Genomic DNA, 16385 nt, shown 5'->3' with positions numbered 1-16385 from the left:
TTCGTTGTAAAGCATGGACACCATCGAAAACAATAAGACGAGGACACAGGGGATGGATCATTTCAAACGTGTTTTGCCGCGGGGCTGCATGACCCTGCTGGCGGCCTTCGGGGTCAGTTGCGGGGCGCACGCTGCCGGCGCCTTCGACCCGGAGTCGAAGTGGATGAGCGGCGACTGGGGCGGCACACGCACCGAGTTGCTGGACAAGGGCTACGATTTTTCGCTGGATTACGTGGGCGAGGTTGCCGGCAACCTGAAGGGTGGCTACAACAACGACAAGACGGCGCGCTACAGCGACCAGTTCGCCCTGGGCGTGAAGATGGACCTGGAGAAGATCCTGGGTTGGCACGACGCCGAGTTCAAGCTGGCGATCACCGAGCGCAGCGGGCGCAACCTGTCCAACGACCGCATCAGCGACCCTCGGGCCGGGCAGTTCAGCTCGGTGCAGGAGGTGTGGGGCCGCGGGCAGACCTGGCGCCTGACCCAGATGTGGGTCAAGCAGACCTACTTCGACGGCAAGCTCGACCTCAAGGCGGGGCGCTTCGGCCCGGGCGAGGAGTTCAACAGCTTCCCCTGCGATTTCCAGAACCTGGCTTTCTGCGGCTCGCAGGTGGGCAACTGGGTGGGCAGCATCTGGTACAACTGGCCGGTCAGCCAGTGGGCGTTGCGCGCCAAATACAACCTCACGCCGGAGTTCTTCGCCCAGGTCGGGGTGTTCGAGCAGAACCCTTCGAACCTTGAGACGGGCAATGGCTTCAAGCTCAGCGGCAGCGGCACCAAGGGCATGATCCTGCCGGTGGAGCTGGTGTGGGCCCCCAGGGTCAACGGCCTGCCCGGCGAGTACCGCCTGGGTTACTACTACAGCACTGCCAAGGCCGATGACATCTACGAGGACGTCAATGGCCAACCCCAGGGCCTGACTGGCGCAGACCCCAAGTCGCATTCGAGCAAGCATGGCTGGTGGGTGGTGGCGCAGCAGCAGGTTACTGCGCACAACGGCGATGCCAATCGCGGCCTGAGCCTGTTCGCCAACTTTACCGTGCACGACAAGGCCACCAACGTGGTCGACAACTACCAGCAGGTGGGCATGGTGTACAAGGGCGCCTTCGATTCGCGGCCCAAGGACGACATCGGCTTCGGCGTGGCGCGCATTCATGTCAACGATGACGTGAAGAAGCGTGCGCAGCAGCTCAATGGGGTCAGCGGTATCGATGACTACAACGACATGGGCTTCGTGCCGATCCAGCGTACCGAGTACAACGCCGAGCTGTACTACGGCGTGCACGTGACCAACTGGCTGACCGTGCGCCCCAACCTTCAGTACATCCGTCACCCGGGCGGGGTGAGCGAGGTGGACAACGCGGTCGTCGCCGGGCTGAAGATTCAGTCGTCGTTCTGAGGGGATATGTTGTAAATTTACGCCAATTCGGCGTTTCGCCGGCAAGGTCGACTTCTGTAGGAGCCGGCGTTGCCGGCGAACAGGCCCCCCTAACAACAAGAGTCCCGAAACATGTCCGAGCACCCGCTTCAACGCTTCTTCACCTCGCAGCGGCCGCGACCGACCTTCGAGTGGGAGCGTTACCAGCAGCGCGACGTGCTGATCATCGATCACCCCCAGTGCCAGGCGGTGTTCAGTCGCCAGGGCGCGCAACTGCTGCACTTCCAACCCCGTGGCGAACGCCCGTGGCTGTGGTGCGCGGCGCAGTGGCCGCAGGTCGGCGCCATTCGTGGCGGTGTGCCGGTGTGCTGGCCCTGGTACGGCCGTCACCCCAGTGAAGACATGTGGCCGGCCCACGGCTGGGCGCGCCTGCTCGACTGGAAACTGATCGACAGCAGCGAAAGCGACGAGGGTGTGACCCTCACGTGGCGCCTGCAACTGTGCGACTGGCAGGTCGACCTGGTGGCCAACCTGGGCCAGCGCATGCAGTTGCAACTGAGCACCGAGCACCAGGACAGCCTGCCGTGCCAGTTGAGTCATGCTCTGCTGGCCTACTGGCGTATTAGTGACGTTTCCGAGATAGCGCTATCTGGGCTAGAGAATGCGAGGGGGTACGATCATCTGAGGCGTCAGGCATGCCAGCAGAAGGGCGCCTTGAAAGTGCAGGGCGGCTGTCAGCGGGTGTTCCAGAATGCTGCGACCCTGCAGGTCAACGACCCGGCCTGGCAGCGTCAGCTGTGCATCGATACCGGCGACAGCGACGACACCGTGGTGTGGCATCCGGGCAGCCGGCCGCTGATGGGCGTGAGCGGCAGCGAGACCCAGGGCTTCATCTGCGTCGAGGCCGCCAGTGGCAGCAGCGACAGCCTCAGCCTGGCGCCGGGGGAGCGGGCGCACCTGCAGTTGCAGGCGCATTCGCTCAATTGAGTTCGTCGTCGATCGGGTAGCGGCTGGCGTTGAGGCTTTCCTTGATCTTGCGCAGGTGCGGCTGGAAGTCCACGCCACGGCGCAGGGTCATGCCGGTGGCCAGCACGTCGAGCACGGTCAGCTGGATGATGCGCGAGGTCATCGGCATGTAGATGTCGGTGTCTTCAGGCAGCGGGATGTTCAGGCTCAGGCTGCTGGCCTTGGCCAGTGGCGAGTCGGCAGCGGTGAGGCCGAGCACCGAAGCGCCGTTTTCCCGCGCCAGGCGCGCCACTTCGACCAGTTCGCGTGTGCGCCCGGTGTAGGAGATGATCACGAACAGCTCGCCGGTATGGGCCACCGAGGCCAGCATGCGCTGCATCAGCACGTCGGCATGCGCCGACACGGCGAGGTTGAAGCGGAAGAACTTGTGCTGTGCGTCCAGTGCCACCGGGGCCGAGGCGCCCAGGCCGAAGAAGTGGATCTGGCGCGCCTGGATCAGCATGTCGACGGCGCGGCTGACCAGTTGCGGGTCGAGCTGCTGGCAGGCACTGTCGAGCGAGGCGATGGCGCTGCCGAAGATCTTCTGGGTATAGGATGCAGGGTCGTCGTCGGCTTCTACCGCACGGCTGACATAGGCGGCGCCGCTGGCCAGGCTCTGCGCCAGTTGCAGCTTGAGCTCGGGGTAGCCGCTGACGCCGAACGAACGGCAGAAGCGGTTGACGGTGGGTTCGCTGACCTTGGCTGCCTGGGCCAGCGCCGCGATGCTGAAGCGCGTGGCTTGCTGCGGGTTGGCCAGGATGACTTCGGCGACTTTGCGCTCAGCCTTGTTCAGCTCGTCGAGGCGGCCCTGGATCTGCTCCAGGAGGTTTCGCACGCGGTCCATGGGGGTATGTCCTTGGGTCGGGGAGGCCGCCGGCTGCCACGGGCAGACGGCTTTTTACGCGGTGGCCTATCGTACTGATGGCACGGTTGGCGCACCACTTGATTCTGTATACACGGCAATATGTTGTTAGTTTTACTACATTAGTCCTTGAAAACTGCGATTGAAACCGGTATTTCTACGTCAACTTGATAAAAGAACCAACATCATGGCTTCGATCACCGTTGAACCCTGCACCTTTGCCCTGTTCGGCGCCCTGGGCGACCTGGCGTTGCGCAAGCTGTTCCCGGCGCTGTACCAGCTCGATCGCGCGGGCCTGCTGAATGAGCAGACCCGCGTGCTGGCACTGGCCCGCGAAGCCGGCAGCCCCCAGGAGCACCTGGCGACGATCGAGGCGCACCTGCACAAGCACGTGGGCAGCGATATCGAGGCCCTGGCCCTGCAGCGCTTCATGGCGCGCCTGAGCTACCTGCATGTGGATTTTCTTCAGGCTCAGGACTACCCGGCGCTGCTCGAACAGGTACAACCCGACGCGCCACTGATCGCCTATTTCGCCACCGCCGCGGCGGTGTACGGCGGCATCTGCGAGAACCTCGACAAGGTCGGCCTGAGCGAGCGCACCCGCGTGGTGCTGGAGAAGCCCATCGGCCATGACCTGGAGTCGTCGCGCAGGGTCAATGACGCGGTGGCGCAGTACTTCCCCGAAAACCGCGTGTATCGCATCGACCATTACCTGGGCAAGGAGACGGTGCAGAACCTCATTGCCCTGCGCTTTGCCAACAGCCTGTTCGAAACCCAGTGGAACCAGAACTCCATCTCCCACGTGGAAATCACCGTGGCCGAGAAGGTCGGCATCGAGGGCCGCTGGGGCTACTTCGACAAGGCCGGGCAACTGCGCGACATGATCCAGAACCACCTGCTGCAGTTGCTGTGCCTGATCGCCATGGACCCGCCCAGCGACCTCTCGGCCGACAGCATTCGCGACGAGAAGGTCAAGGTGCTCAAGGCACTGGCACCGATCAGCGGCGAGGGCCTGAGCACCCAGGTGGTGCGTGGCCAGTACATAGCGGGCTACAGCGAGGGGCGGGCCGTGCCCGGCTACCTCGAGGAAGACAACTCCAATACCCAGAGCGACACCGAAACCTTCGTCGCGCTGCGGGCCGATATCCGCAACTGGCGCTGGGCCGGGGTGCCGTTCTACCTGCGCACCGGCAAGCGCATGCCGCAGAAACTGTCGCAGATCGTCATCCATTTCAAGGAGCCGCAGCACTACATCTTCGCGGCGGAACAACGTTTGCAGATCGGCAACAAGCTGATCATCCGCCTGCAGCCGGACGAAGGCATTTCGTTGCGGGTGATGACCAAGGAGCAGGGCCTGGACAAGGGCATGCAACTGCGCAGCGGCCCGTTGCAGCTGAATTTTTCCGATACCTGGCACAGCGCACGCATTCCGGATGCCTACGAGCGCCTGCTGCTGGAAGTGATGCGCGGCAACCAGAACCTGTTTGTACGCAAGGATGAAATCGAATATGCGTGGAAATGGTGCGACCAGTTGATCGCCGGCTGGAAACACGCCGGTGATGCGCCCAAGCCGTATGCGGCGGGCACCTGGGGGCCGATGAGCTCGATAGCACTGATTACCCGCGATGGGAGGGCATGGTATGGCGATATCTGAACTGCAACTGCCGGCGAGCGTGACGGCACATGAGTTTGCCGATGCGGCGCGCCTGGCCGAGGGCCTGGCTGTGGATGTGGCGCAGCGGTTGCGCACGGCGATGGACGAAAACGGCCAGGCCACCCTGGTGGTGTCGGGCGGGCGCAGCCCGGTGGCGTTCTTCCAGCGCCTGGCCAGGCAGCCGCTGGACTGGTCCAGGGTGGTGGTCAGCCTGGCGGACGAGCGCTGGGTGCCGGTGGAACATGCCGACAGCAATGCCGGCCTGGTGGCGCAGCACCTGTTGCAGGGCGAGGCGGCCAAGGCGCGGTTCGTCGGCCTGTACCGTCCCGCCGCGAGCCTCGAAGCCGCTGCCGAGCAGGCGGACCAGGCGCTTGCCCAGCTGCCGCCGATCGATGTGCTGGTGCTGGGCATGGGCGATGACGGTCACACCGCCTCGCTGTTTCCGGGCAGCCCCAACCTGGCCGAGGGCCTGCAGGCCCAGAGCCAGCGCCGGGTACTGCCGATGCTGGCGCCGAGCGTGCCGCATCAGCGCCTGACCCTGACCCGGCGTGTGCTGGCCGGTGCAGGTGCGACACTGTTGTCGGTGCAAGGGCCAGGCAAACTCGCTACCCTGCGCGCCGCGCTGGGCGGTGACGACCCGGCGCAGATGCCGATTCGCGCCTTTCTTCAAGACCCCCTGGAAATCTACTGGTGCCCATGAACCAAGGACACGCCGTTATGACAACCCTTGAACCTTCACAGCCGGGCATTTCCATGGCCGACAAGATTGCCCTGATCGACCGCATCTGCGGCCAGGCGCGCATTCTGCCGGTGATCACCATCGCCCGCGAGCAGGACATCCTGCCGCTGGCCGATGCGCTGGCGGCCGGGGGGCTGAAGACGCTCGAGGTGACGCTGCGTTCCGAACACGGCCTGACCGCCATCCGCCTGCTGCGCGAACAGCGCCCGGAGCTGTGCGTCGGTGCCGGTACGGTGCTGGACCGCAGCATGCTGGCGGCGGTGGAACAGGCCGGTGCGCAGTTCGTGGTCACGCCGGGGTGCACCCAGGACATCCTGGAGGCGGGGGTCGAGAGCCCGTTGCCACTGTTGCCGGGCATCAGCAGCGCCTCGGAGATCATGATGGGCTACGCGCTGGGCTATCGGCGCTTCAAGCTGTTCCCGGCCGAGATCAGCGGCGGGGCGGCGGCGATCAAGGCATTCGGCGGGCCGTTCGGCGAGGTGCGTTTCTGCCCCACCGGCGGGGTCAACCCGGGCAACGTCAAGCAGTACATGGCCCTGGCCAATGTGATGTGCGTGGGCGGAACCTGGATGCTCGACAGCAGCTGGATCAAGAACGGCGAGTGGGCACGCGTGCAGGCGTGCAGTGCCCAGGCGCTGGCGTTGCTGGACTAGAGAATTCGTTGTGTGCTGTACGGCTTTGAGGTGCGCTTGGTCGGCGCACCTTTTTTTTGCCGGCGCCATTGACCGGCAAGGCCGCTGCCCATCCAGGAAGCACGTCCCGCTGCCGAGCCTGTCGCGGCCTCCCTAGTATCGAAAACTCATGGGTTTTCTGCAGGGAGTGCATACCTTGGACGACGAAATCGAACACGCTACAAATCCGCGACTCAGCGGCTACGCGGTCAAGACCGGGTCCTATTCGCTCGAGCGCCACCTGATCGGCGGCAAGCGCCTGGCACCCGGCTGCTGGGTCAACGGCAAGACCGTCTACGGCGATATCCGCATTGGCTCCAGTGCCTGGGCCACCTACACCCGACCGGTGTTCGCCTACCTGTCAGCGGTGGATACCCTGCGGCTCAACGGCCTGAGCAACCAGCGCCATGCCATCACCTTTGCCCAGGGCCACAGCAAGCAGTTCATCCGTGAAGTGGACGCGCCCTATTCGGTGTCGTCGGCCATCGAGCGGGTCAATATCCTGTCCAGCCTGCACACCGGCTTTGTCGACGACATCGCCTGGGGGGCGCCGAACGACAACCGCCTGACGCTGCTGCTGCCCGGCAGCGGGGTGTTCGCCATCTACCAGATGAACCTGGTGTATGCCCATTGCGCGACCTCGGCCGGACAGCTGAGCAAGGCGTTTCGCACCAGCAAGACGCTGGCCACGCAGGGGCGTACCGACCTGTACTTCCTGTCGGCCATCAGCACGGCCGTGTATGTGGCGGTGGCCGATGCCGCGGCCACCCCTCCGATTGCCTGGGATGCCCTGCAGCGCAAGGTGCTGACCGAAGGTTACGAGGTTGAATGCAATGCCGGCGCCTGGTCGTTCGATTTTTCCGCAAGCCAGAAGATTCACTACAAGTACTGAGGGAACCGTCATGAGTGAAGACAACGTGTTTGGCGCCGACTCCCCCGCACAGCGCGGGAGCTACCACATCGACAAGTACCTCTTTGGCGGTGACAAGGTACGCCAGGCCTGCTGGATAAAGGATGCCACCGAGTTCGGCCAGATGTACGACGGCAAGCGGTGGTGGGACATGTATTCGGTGCCGGTTGCCGCTTACGTGGAGCATTTCGGCACCGTTCAGGTGCCGAGCAACGGCGAGGATGAACGCACCTTCGAGGTCACCCATGGCTTTACCCGAAGCTTCAGCCGTACCACCGAAGTGTCCGGTGGCGTGCAGCTGGAATTCAAGGGCGTGGGGGTGAGTTCAGAGGTCCGGGTATCGTTCCAGGCTGCGCAAAGCTGGAACGACTCCACCACCCAGAAGCACACCCGCAAGCTGGTCGGCCCCGGGGTGTTCTATGCCTATCAGGTGCACATCCTGTATGCGCACTGTGTGATGGGCGCGTCGGAGATCGATTACTACTTCGAGCACAACAAGGTGCTGCCGATTCTCGATGCCAACGCGCAGGTGATGCGCGAAGACCTGATCTACCTGTCGTCGGTTGCCACCGACACGCTGGTCACGGTGCTGGAGGAGGCCTCGGTGGACCCGCTCGGCTGGGACGAACTGCAGAAAAAGGTGTTGTTCGAGCACTACAGTTCCCGGAAAAACGCGGGCTGCTGGCGCTTCGATTTCAGCGTGAACGAGCGCTACCCGCGCGGGTGATGCTTCGCGCTGGCCTGCGTCGGCAGGCCAGCGGGCATGCCATCAGAAGCTGTCCGAGGTCCTGAAGCCGCCGCCCCCGCTGCTGTCGGAGCTGGAGAAGCCGCCACTGCTGCTGGAGCTGCTGCTCGAACTGCTGGAACTGGAGCTGCTCCAGCTCGACCCCGAGCTGCTACTGCTGTACGAGCTGCGCTCGACGGCGACGCGCGGCACCAGTTCGCGGTGTTCGCGGATGGTCCCGACCAGATAGCCCAGGGTGACATCGCGGGTCATGTAGTCCGACAGCAGACGTTCGATGCCCAGCGTTGCCTTGTACTGATAGCCGTCGTCACGGAAGAAGTCGGTGCGCAGCGCGCGCTCCAGCTCCTTGGCCCGGTCATAGGACTGCTGGGCCAGGCCATGGGTCTGGCGCGCCTCGGCCAGTGCCCGTTCCACGCCGTCGACCTGCGGGTACAGCCGCTGCAGCTGCAAGGCGATCTGGTCGTCTGCGGTATCGGGGGTCTTCTTCACCTGCTCGAGCAGTTGCTCGATGCTCTTGGCCTGCAACTGGTCGGTGAGCCACTGGCGGGCACGCAGGTAGTGCGGGTCCTGGTTGTGGGTGAATGCGGTCAGTTGCGCGTGAATGTCGTTGGCCTGCTGCTTGCTGGCCACGGTCTGCTTGTACAACGCCTTGTGCGCTTCGCGCAGCGGCTCCATGCCTGCCTGCTGCTGGGCGTCGGCCAGTTGCTGGCCGGTGCTTTGCTCCAGCGCGGCAATGTGCGCGTCGCGTTCGAGCTGCAGTGCCTCGTTGCGCTGCTGCATGTTGAGCAGGTTCAGCTCGTTGCTGCGGTTGCCGCTGTAGTCGACCTGCCTGGCCAGCCAACCATCGAGCCAGCGGCTGATGCGGCCCAACCGATACTGTTCGGTGCCGAAATCGCGATCACGCAGGAAGTGGTAGATCGGGTTGCGGCCGAACATCGGCAGCTTGTCGGCACACTCCTGGCGTATGTCGGCATACCCGGTGACGGTTTCGAGGTTGGCGGCGATGGCCTGTTCCAGCTGGTGCATCTGCGCCGTGTAGGTCGGGTCCTGGGCCAGTTGGTCGCGGGCCTGGCGGTCGAGGTCGTCGAGGCGCTCCTGTACCTGCGCGGTCGCCTCCAGCGACTGGGCGATCTGCTGCTCGACCTCCAGCAGTTGCTGGCGCAACTGCCCCTGGGCCAGCTGGCGTTCGTGCAGGGCCTGAACCACCTCGTCCTGCAGCGACGGGGCATGCTCCAGCTGCAGGGTCGCGATGCTGCGCAGGCGGGTCAGGATGTCCTGTTCGAGCGCCATCTGGCGCTCGGTGGCACTGGCCAGTTGTTGTTCTGCGTCGCGCAGCACGTGCTCGAAACTGCGTGCATTGTCGGCGACGATACCGATGAGCTTGCTGGGTCTCATGTCATCACCAGTCCAGGATCATGTCGGGTTTGGCGACACGTTGGTTGAATTTCAGGCTCAGCATGTTGGCAGGCTTGCTGCCCATGGCGAGGTCGTCGATGTGGCCGTCGCTGAGTTTGTCTTCCTTGACCTTGAGGTACTCGGCCTGGCTGACCCGCACACCAAAGTAGGACGCCCAGCGCGATTCGCCGGTTTCCGAACTGGTGACCGGCACGCTGATCGGGTTGCCGGCGGCGTCCACGGCCTCGACCACCAGGTACCAGCTCTTGCCCTGCAGGGAGTCACCGCCCTGGTTGCACAGCGCCTGGTCATAGCAGCGCTCGACCCCCGACTTGACGCCGTAGCGGTCCACCACCCGCAGCTCCAGTGCCTGACTGGCGAACACCAGCAGGCTGTCAAGCGTCGACAGGTGGTCGCTGGCCTGACGTGCCTGCAGGGCGTCGATGGCCTTGTCGACCTGGGCGGCCTGGGCACGCACCACCCGCAGGTCGTTCGGCGGCAGGCGCAGGGCGGGCAACTGCTGCTCGATTTCGTCCAGGCGCCGGATCAGCGGCTGGACTTGCTGAATGCGATCGAGCTGGCTTTCGAGCTCACCGACTTCACGGTCGACCACCTCGATGCCCTGGGTGTCGGCGTTGCCGATGGCCTGGTCGGCCACCCGGGCCTGCTGCGCCATCACCCCGAAACGCTTGGCGCCTGCGGTGAACGCCGGGTTGTGCAGTACGGCCTGCAGGCGGCTGCGGGCATCGATAATGGCCTGGACGTCGTTCAGGCCCTTGTCGGCCTGCCTCAGTTGCGCGCGCGCCGACTGGGTGTTGCGTTCGTAGGTATCGAGGTCCTGCTGCACGCTGTCGCGGTTGTCGCTGTCGATCAGTTGCGGCCACGGTCGGTGCGTCAGCAGTGTCTGAACCTGCGTCAGCCGCTCGGCAAGCGGCCCCAGCAGGCGCGTGGCCGCGGGCTCGGGCTGTTGCGCGACGGCTTGCTGCAACGCATCGAGGCGCGACTGGTGCTGCGCAAGGTCGGCGCTCAGATCGCTGCTGCGATACTCGGCCGTACGGACGTTGTCCTGCACCTTGGAGGTCTTGGCGGTGTCGTTCACCACACGAGTGCACTGTACGGCCAGCAGCGCGACGACGATCAGTTGCAGGATGCGCATGAGCTTCCTGCGGTTGAGCAGCAGGCGCGTGGTCAGGCGTTGCAGTGCGGTCTGTTCGGGCGCCTCGAAGGCCAGGCGCCGGGCGAAGAACGCCCGCACACCCTGTTCGATCAGTGCATCGTCATAGGCGATGCCCTGGGCCTGGTAGTAGGTGCGGATACGCTCGGCGACTTCAGCGCGGCGCTGCGGCAGGTTCAGGTGCTCCTGCACCTGCATCTGCTGATGGCGCAGTTGGTCGACCACCGCCATCGCGCCCAGCTGTTCGGACAGAGGAACACTGCTCATCAGGCGGCCTTGGTCAGCAGGGCGGCGAACTTGCGCTTGGCCTCTTCGACAGCTTCGGCGATATCCCGGGCGGCGTTGCTCGACTCTGCGCGGTAGGTGTCGGCCATCTGCTTCATGTCGGTCTGGAACGACAGCGTGGCGTCAGCCAGGGCGCGCACCGAGTCGACCTTGATGGTCGAGCCGTAGCTGGCCTTGACCGCGGCTTCGAGCTGCTGGTTGCCGGTGCTGCCCAGCGACTCCAGGCCCTGGCTGATGCCGTCGGTGGTGGCATTGAGGGTGTGGGTGGCTTCGGCCAGGCCGCTGTTGGCGGTGAACGACACGGCAAGCCCGGTGAGTACCACTTCGTTGGTGGAAAAGAACGACACCATGCGCTGGTATTGACGCTCCTTGATCACGTGCACCTGATTGATGCGTGCAAAGACCATTTCGGCGGTGTTGTAGCCGACCTTCAGGTCATCGGCGATGTCCTTGATGATCTGGTAGCGCTTGTCTTCGTCCTGCATGGCGCGCACGGCTTCATCGCGGCCCAGTTCCAGCGCGGCGCGTGCGGCGGGCTCGGCGCTTTCGGCGTCGGCGACCCGGGCGTTGGCCTCGTTCAGGGCCAGGGTGCGCTGCTGCAGGGCCTCGCCAGCGATGGCCAGCACCTGCTGGGCTTCCACCTCGGCGGCTTTCATGGCCATGCGAAAGTCCATGTACGACTCCAGGATCACGCTCTCGCGGGCGATCTGGTCGTTGGCCGACTTGCACACCTTCAGGTAGTTTTCGCGGATATCGGCAAAGCGGCTGGGGATGGAGCCGCGACGTACGTTCATCCAGGTCAGCTTGATCTTCTCCATCGCGTCCAGGCGCCCGTCATCCATCCAGCCGGCCATGGCGGCGGCGTCCTCGCGGATGGAGGTGAAGCTCTGCGTGATGTCCATGAAGCGCGTGGAGATGTCCATGCCTTCGATCTGCTCGCGCACCATGCTGTTGAAGCTGGTGGCCTGCTGCAGCACGGTGGCGATGGAGGTGACCTTGGTGGTGTCGTAGTGGGCCACGCGGTCCAGCAGTACCAGAACCGGGGCATCCTGAACGGGCTGGATGAAGTTGATGCCGATGGTGCGCAGGCTGGTGAGTGCCCGTTCCAGGTAGTGGCTCATTGAGTGTCCTTACAGGTGTGGCAAAAATAATGAGGCCGGCAGTATACCGAGCACGCCAGCGCCCCGCAGGCTTTCGCACAACCAAAAAAAATGCCCGCCTCCGTATCAGAGGCGGGCATTGCATGCAGCAGCGGGTCAGTTGGCGTTTACGCCGCCTTAGCAGCCTGCTGGCTCAGCGAGCGGTTCAGTGCGCTGAACAGCGCCTTGAAGCTGGCGGTGGTGATGTTTTCATCGATACCCACACCGTGCACCGGACGACCGCCAGCCACGCGCAGTTCGATGTAGGCCGCCGCCTTGGCGTGGGTGCCGGCACCGATGGCGTGCTCGTTGTAGTCCATGATTTCCACGGCTACCGGCAGGCCGGCCACCAGGGCCTCGAGGGCGCCGTTGCCCTTGCCGCGCCAGTGCAGGGTGGTTTCGCCTTCACCGGCCACTTCCACTTCCACGGCGCTGTGGCCGTTCTCTTCCTGCAGGCGATGGCTGACCAGCGCATACGGGGCGTTGGCTTGCAGGTACTCGCTCTGCAACAGCTTGTAGATCTGCTGGGCGGTCATTTCCAGGCCCAGGCGGTCGGTCTCGCCCTGTACCACCTGGCTGAACTCGATCTGCATGCGACGCGGCAGGCTGATGCCGTATTCCTGTTCGAGCAGGTAGGTGATGCCACCCTTGCCCGACTGGCTGTTGACGCGGATCACCGCCTCGTAGCTGCGGCCGATGTCGGCCGGGTCGATCGGCAGGTACGGTACTTCCCACAGGGTGTCTTCTTTCTGCTGGGTGAAGCCCTTGCGGATCGCATCCTGGTGCGAGCCGGAGAACGCGGTGTGCACCAGGTCGCCCACATACGGATGACGCGGGTGTACCGGGATCTGGTTGCACTCTTCGACCACCTTGCGCACGCCGTCGATGTCGGAAAAGTCCAGCTCAGGGTCCACGCCCTGGGTGTAGAGGTTCAGGGCCAGAGTCACCAGGTCGACGTTGCCGGTACGCTCGCCGTTGCCGAACAGGCAGCCTTCGACACGGTCGGCGCCGGCCATCAGGCCCAGCTCGGTGGCAGCCACGCCGGTGCCACGGTCGTTGTGGGTGTGCAGGCTGATGATCACGCTGTCACGGCGCGACACGTTGCGCCCGAACCACTCGATCTGGTCGGCATAGATGTTCGGGGTGGAAACTTCCACGGTGGCTGGCAGGTTGAGGATCACCTTGTGTTCGGGGGTCGGGTTCCACACCTCGATCACCGCGTCGCAGACTTCCTTGGCGAACTCCAGTTCGGTAGCGCTGAAGGTCTCTGGCGAGTACTGGAACGTCCAGTGGGTTTCCGGCTGCTGGGCGGCGTACTTGACGAACAGCTTGGCCGCGTTCACCGCGATGTCCTTGACGCCCTGCTTGTCCTGGTTGAAGACAATGCGGCGGAATGCCGGGCAGGTGGCGTTGTACAGGTGCACGATGGCCTTCTTGGCCCCGCGCAGCGATTCGAAGGTACGTGCGATCAGGTCTTCACGGGCCTGGGTCAGCACCTGGATGGTGGTGTCGTCCGGGATGTGGCCGTCTTCGATCAGGGTGCGCACGAAGTCGAAGTCGGTTTGCGAGGCCGATGGGAAGGAGGCCTCGATTTCTTTCACGCCCACGCTGACCAGGGTCTTCCAGAAGCGCAGCTTCTTGACCGCATCCATCGGCTCGATCAGCGACTGGTTGCCGTCGCGAAGGTCCGAGCTGCACCAGATCGGCGCGGCCGTGATGGTCTTCGAGGGCCAGGTGCGGTCAGGCAGGTTTACCTGAGCGAAGGCACGGTATTTTTTCGAAGGGTCTTTGAGCATGGTCATGAAAGCAATCCTTATTGTGCGGCCTTGAAAGGGGCCCGCCGAACGTACAAGTGATGAATGGGCGAGGCGACGCGATTCAGCTTGGTAGTCGGGCACTGACCAGGCAAAGGCTGCGATGTTGGCGAAGCAGGATGAGGGTGTGCGTGGTTTTCATGGGTTCAACCCTAACCAGTGGGGTGAACGATGGCAAGCACTGCAAAAAAATTGAGAGGAATGCTTAAAAACTGAAGAATGTCGTGATTTTATAGCGCAGACCAATCAAAAAGACCGCGCCAGTTGCGCGGTCTTTTTGATTGGCGCAAGACGCTGATCAGGGCTGGAAGGCCCCGATGAAGATCGCCGGATCGACCCGTGCGTCGTTCAGGCTGACGTTCCAGTGCATGTGCGGCCCGGTGGCGCGGCCAGTGGAGCCCACACGTCCGACGATGGCGCCACGGCTCAGTTGCTGGCCGGGTTTCACGTCGATCTTCGACATATGGCAGAACATGCTGATGAAGCCCTGGCCGTGGTCGACGAACACGGTGTTGCCGTTGAAGAAGTAGTTGCCGATCAGGATCACCTTGCCGTTGGCCGGGGTCTTGATCGGGGTGCCGGCGGGCACGGCGAAGTCCAGGCCGGCATGCGGGTTGCGTTCCTCGCCGTTGAAGAAGCGGCGCACGCCGAACTTGCTCGACAGCGGGCCGTTGACCGGCTTGTCGAGGAGCAGGTTGCTCGGCAGGTTGGGGCTGAAGCTGCGGTAGGCCTTGAGCTGCTCGGCCAGCTCGGCGTCGATGCGCTTGAGGTCGGCCGGGTTGGGGTTGACCTGGCGCTGGTTCTTAAGGGTGATGCGCTGCTCGGGGTACTTCTTGCTGGCGACCGTGAAGCTCAGGGTGCGCTCGCCCTGGGTCAGGCTGGCGGTGCCGGGCTTCTGGGTCAGCGGCAGGCCGACAATGGCCAGCCAGGTGTCCTGCTCGCGTACCACCAGCACCGGCTTGCCGTCGAAGCGTGCCTGAGGGGCCTGGGCGGCTGGGCCGAGGTCGACCACCGCGACGCCGCCGGGCACCGGCTTGTTCAACTGGCGGGTGATGTAGCTGGCCTGGGCGCTGCCGGCGAAGGCCAGGCAGAGGACGAGCAGCGGGGCAAACAGTCGGGGCATGAGTCAGTCCAGTAGAGAGAGCGTGACCGGAGTCAGGTGGTTGTCTTCGACCCGCACCTGCAGCTCGCCTTCGCCCAGGCGGGCGGTCAGGCGCTGGCCGTTGCGGGTCTGCGCGGCGCTGCGGATGGCCTGGCCGCGCTCGTCGAGCAGAATGCTGTAGCCACGGCTGAGGGTGGCCAGCGGGCTGACCACCTGCAGTGTCTGCACCTGCACCTGCAGGTGCTGGCGGCGGGTGGCGAGGGTCTGGCGCATGGCTCGCGGCAGGCGCTCGGCGAGGTTGTCCAGGCGTTGCTTGAGCAGCGCCAGGGCACGCCCGGGGTGCTGCGCGGCCAAGCGGGTATCCAGGCGTGCCAGGCGTTCGCGGCGCTGGTTCAGGCGCTGCTCGAAGGCGCGGCGCAGGCGCATGTCCAGGTCGTCGAGGCGCTGGGCCTGCTGGCGCAGGCGTTCGCCGGGGTGGCGCAGACGCCGCGCCAGGCTGTCCAGGCGCAGCCGGTCATGGGCCAGGCGGTTCTGGATGCGCAGCAGCAGGCGGCGTTGCAGGCTTTCCAGGCGTCGGCCCAGGTCGCTGCTGTCGGGGGCCAGCAGTTCGGCGGCGGCCGAAGGAGTGGGGGCGCGCACGTCGGCGACGAAGTCGCTGATCGACACGTCGGTTTCATGCCCCACGGCGCTGACGATGGGCGTGACGCAGGCGGCGATGGCACGGGCCACGGCTTCTTCGTTGAAGCACCAGAGGTCTTCCAGCGAGCCGCCGCCACGGGCCAGGATCAGCGCGTCGAAGCCTTGCGCATCGGCGCGTTGCAGGGCCCGTACGATCTGGTTGATGGCTTCGCGGCCCTGCACGGCGGTGGGTATCAGGGTCAGCTCCACCTGCGGGGCGCGGCGGCGGAACACGCTGATGATGTCGCGGATCACCGCGCCAGTGGGCGAGCTGACGATGCCGATACGCTGCGGGTGGGCGGGCAGGGCGCGCTTGCGTTCACTGCTGAACAGGCCCTCGTTGCCGAGCTTTTCCTTGAGCGCGTCGAAGGCCAGGCGCAGGGCGCCGTCACCGGCCGGTTCGACGGTGTCGAGGATCAGCTGATAGTCGCCGCGCCCCTCGAACAGCGAGACCTTGCCACGCACCTTGACCGCCAGGCCGTCGCGCAATGCCTGGCGCACGCGGGCGGCGTTGTTGCGAAACAGTGCACAGCGCACCTGGGCGCCGCTGTCCTTGAGGGTGAAGTAGACGTGGCCGGAGGCGGGCCGGGCGAGGTTGGAGATTTCGCCCTCGACCCAGATGTTGCTGAACACGTCCTCGAGCAGCACGCGGGCGCGGCCGTTGAGCTGGCTGACGGTAAGGACCTCGCGGTCCAGGCCGAGTCTTTCGAAAGGGTCTTTGATCATGCGGGGCATCATAAAGGGAATCGTGCGGTCTTTGCAGTCCCGGCAGGTGGCGGCGCTGCTTGCCGGCTCCTACAGGTCATGCGCGGTCTCTTGCAGGAGACGACGTTG

14 protein-coding genes are annotated in these 16385 nt (G+C 64.7%); 7 read left to right on the top strand and 7 right to left on the bottom strand.

Annotation, left to right across the window (positions count from 1 at the left end; genetic code table 11):
- Window positions 1–52: 52 nt before the first annotated feature.
- Window positions 53–1399 (top strand): carbohydrate porin, encoded by a 1347-nt coding sequence (locus DN387_RS24035; RefSeq protein ID WP_043860392.1) that lies wholly within the window; start codon window positions 53–55, stop codon window positions 1397–1399.
- 111 nt (window positions 1400–1510) lie between these two features.
- Complete coding sequence (locus DN387_RS24030; RefSeq protein WP_043860393.1) at window positions 1511–2365, top strand: D-hexose-6-phosphate mutarotase; 855 nt, start codon at window positions 1511–1513, stop codon at window positions 2363–2365.
- Here DN387_RS24030 and hexR read toward each other — a convergent pair.
- Window positions 2358–3218 (bottom strand): DNA-binding transcriptional regulator HexR, encoded by an 861-nt coding sequence (gene hexR, locus DN387_RS24025; RefSeq protein ID WP_173925072.1) that lies wholly within the window; start codon window positions 3216–3218, stop codon window positions 2358–2360. The two genes, DN387_RS24030 and hexR, sit on opposite strands and share 8 nt — an antisense overlap.
- 214 nt (window positions 3219–3432) lie before the next feature.
- On the opposite strand from hexR, the gene zwf reads away from it, so the two are divergent.
- The 5 genes from zwf (at window position 3433) to DN387_RS24000 (ending at window position 7946) form a co-directional block, all read left to right on the top strand.
- A complete protein-coding gene (gene zwf / locus DN387_RS24020) occupies window positions 3433–4899 on the top strand; it encodes a glucose-6-phosphate dehydrogenase (protein WP_043860395.1) in 1467 nt (488 codons plus the stop codon).
- A complete protein-coding gene (gene pgl / locus DN387_RS24015; RefSeq protein ID WP_054915075.1) occupies window positions 4886–5599 on the top strand; it encodes a 6-phosphogluconolactonase in 714 nt (237 codons plus the stop codon). Before zwf ends, pgl begins: the two co-directional genes overlap by 14 nt.
- Before the next feature lie 17 nt (window positions 5600–5616).
- Window positions 5617–6291, top strand: a complete 675-nt coding sequence (locus DN387_RS24010; protein ID WP_043860397.1) for a bifunctional 4-hydroxy-2-oxoglutarate aldolase/2-dehydro-3-deoxy-phosphogluconate aldolase — start codon at window positions 5617–5619, stop codon at window positions 6289–6291.
- A 175-nt stretch (window positions 6292–6466) separates the two neighbouring features.
- The gene (locus DN387_RS24005) at window positions 6467–7201 is read left to right on the top strand and encodes a monalysin family beta-barrel pore-forming toxin (protein ID WP_157811420.1); all 735 of its coding nucleotides are present in this window, start codon (window positions 6467–6469) and stop codon (window positions 7199–7201) included.
- Between the two features lie 10 nt (window positions 7202–7211).
- The gene (locus tag DN387_RS24000) at window positions 7212–7946 is read left to right on the top strand and encodes a monalysin family beta-barrel pore-forming toxin (RefSeq protein WP_236172048.1); all 735 of its coding nucleotides are present in this window, start codon (window positions 7212–7214) and stop codon (window positions 7944–7946) included.
- 42 nt (window positions 7947–7988) lie between these two features.
- Here the strand turns inward: DN387_RS24000 and DN387_RS23995 are convergent, their stop codons facing one another.
- The 6 genes from DN387_RS23995 to xseA form a co-directional block, all read right to left on the bottom strand.
- Window positions 7989–9359 (bottom strand): hypothetical protein, encoded by a 1371-nt coding sequence (locus DN387_RS23995; RefSeq protein ID WP_054915073.1) that lies wholly within the window; start codon window positions 9357–9359, stop codon window positions 7989–7991.
- Between the two features lie 4 nt (window positions 9360–9363).
- The gene (locus tag DN387_RS23990) at window positions 9364–10800 is read right to left on the bottom strand and encodes a DUF6384 family protein (protein WP_054915072.1); all 1437 of its coding nucleotides are present in this window, start codon (window positions 10798–10800) and stop codon (window positions 9364–9366) included.
- On the bottom strand, window positions 10800–11939 hold the full coding sequence (locus DN387_RS23985) for a hypothetical protein (protein ID WP_054915071.1): 1140 nt from the start codon (window positions 11937–11939) through the stop codon (window positions 10800–10802). The genes DN387_RS23990 and DN387_RS23985 overlap by 1 nt, the downstream gene beginning before the upstream one ends.
- 146 nt (window positions 11940–12085) lie before the next feature.
- Window positions 12086–13759, bottom strand: a complete 1674-nt coding sequence (gene leuA, locus DN387_RS23980; protein WP_043860402.1) for a 2-isopropylmalate synthase — start codon at window positions 13757–13759, stop codon at window positions 12086–12088.
- Window positions 13760–14069: 310 nt separating this feature from the next.
- Window positions 14070–14894, bottom strand: coding sequence for a M23 family metallopeptidase (locus DN387_RS23975; RefSeq protein WP_054915070.1), 825 nt, complete (start codon window positions 14892–14894; stop codon window positions 14070–14072).
- Between the two features lie 3 nt (window positions 14895–14897).
- Window positions 14898–16277, bottom strand: coding sequence for an exodeoxyribonuclease VII large subunit (xseA, locus tag DN387_RS23970; protein ID WP_054915069.1), 1380 nt, complete (start codon window positions 16275–16277; stop codon window positions 14898–14900).
- Window positions 16278–16385: the final 108 nt, after the last annotated feature.

Source organism: Pseudomonas sp. FBF18 (genome assembly GCF_024261405.1).
GTDB classification, from domain to species: Bacteria; Pseudomonadota; Gammaproteobacteria; order Pseudomonadales; family Pseudomonadaceae; genus Aquipseudomonas; species Aquipseudomonas palmensis.
Note: the sequence above shows the minus strand (reverse complement) of the source record. Positions and strands in the feature narration are given on the sequence as shown.

What these genes read in the sequence shown, in the direction of transcription:
- DN387_RS24035 (WP_043860392.1), top strand. Translation starts at nt 53, where the DNA reads ATGGATCATTTCAAACGTGTTTTGCCGCGGGGCTGCATGACCCTGCTG.
- DN387_RS24030 (WP_043860393.1), top strand. Translation starts at nt 1,511, where the DNA reads ATGTCCGAGCACCCGCTTCAACGCTTCTTCACCTCGCAGCGGCCGCGA.
- zwf (WP_043860395.1), top strand. Translation starts at nt 3,433, where the DNA reads ATGGCTTCGATCACCGTTGAACCCTGCACCTTTGCCCTGTTCGGCGCC.
- pgl (WP_054915075.1), top strand. Translation starts at nt 4,886, where the DNA reads ATGGCGATATCTGAACTGCAACTGCCGGCGAGCGTGACGGCACATGAG.
- DN387_RS24010 (WP_043860397.1), top strand. Translation starts at nt 5,617, where the DNA reads ATGACAACCCTTGAACCTTCACAGCCGGGCATTTCCATGGCCGACAAG.
- DN387_RS24000 (WP_236172048.1), top strand. Translation starts at nt 7,212, where the DNA reads ATGAGTGAAGACAACGTGTTTGGCGCCGACTCCCCCGCACAGCGCGGG.
- DN387_RS23995 (WP_054915073.1), bottom strand. Translation starts at nt 9,359, where the DNA reads ATGAGACCCAGCAAGCTCATCGGTATCGTCGCCGACAATGCACGCAGT.
- DN387_RS23990 (WP_054915072.1), bottom strand. Translation starts at nt 10,800, where the DNA reads ATGAGCAGTGTTCCTCTGTCCGAACAGCTGGGCGCGATGGCGGTGGTC.
- DN387_RS23985 (WP_054915071.1), bottom strand. Translation starts at nt 11,939, where the DNA reads ATGAGCCACTACCTGGAACGGGCACTCACCAGCCTGCGCACCATCGGC.
- leuA (WP_043860402.1), bottom strand. Translation starts at nt 13,759, where the DNA reads ATGACCATGCTCAAAGACCCTTCGAAAAAATACCGTGCCTTCGCTCAG.
- DN387_RS23975 (WP_054915070.1), bottom strand. Translation starts at nt 14,894, where the DNA reads ATGCCCCGACTGTTTGCCCCGCTGCTCGTCCTCTGCCTGGCCTTCGCC.
- xseA (WP_054915069.1), bottom strand. Translation starts at nt 16,277, where the DNA reads ATGATCAAAGACCCTTTCGAAAGACTCGGCCTGGACCGCGAGGTCCTT.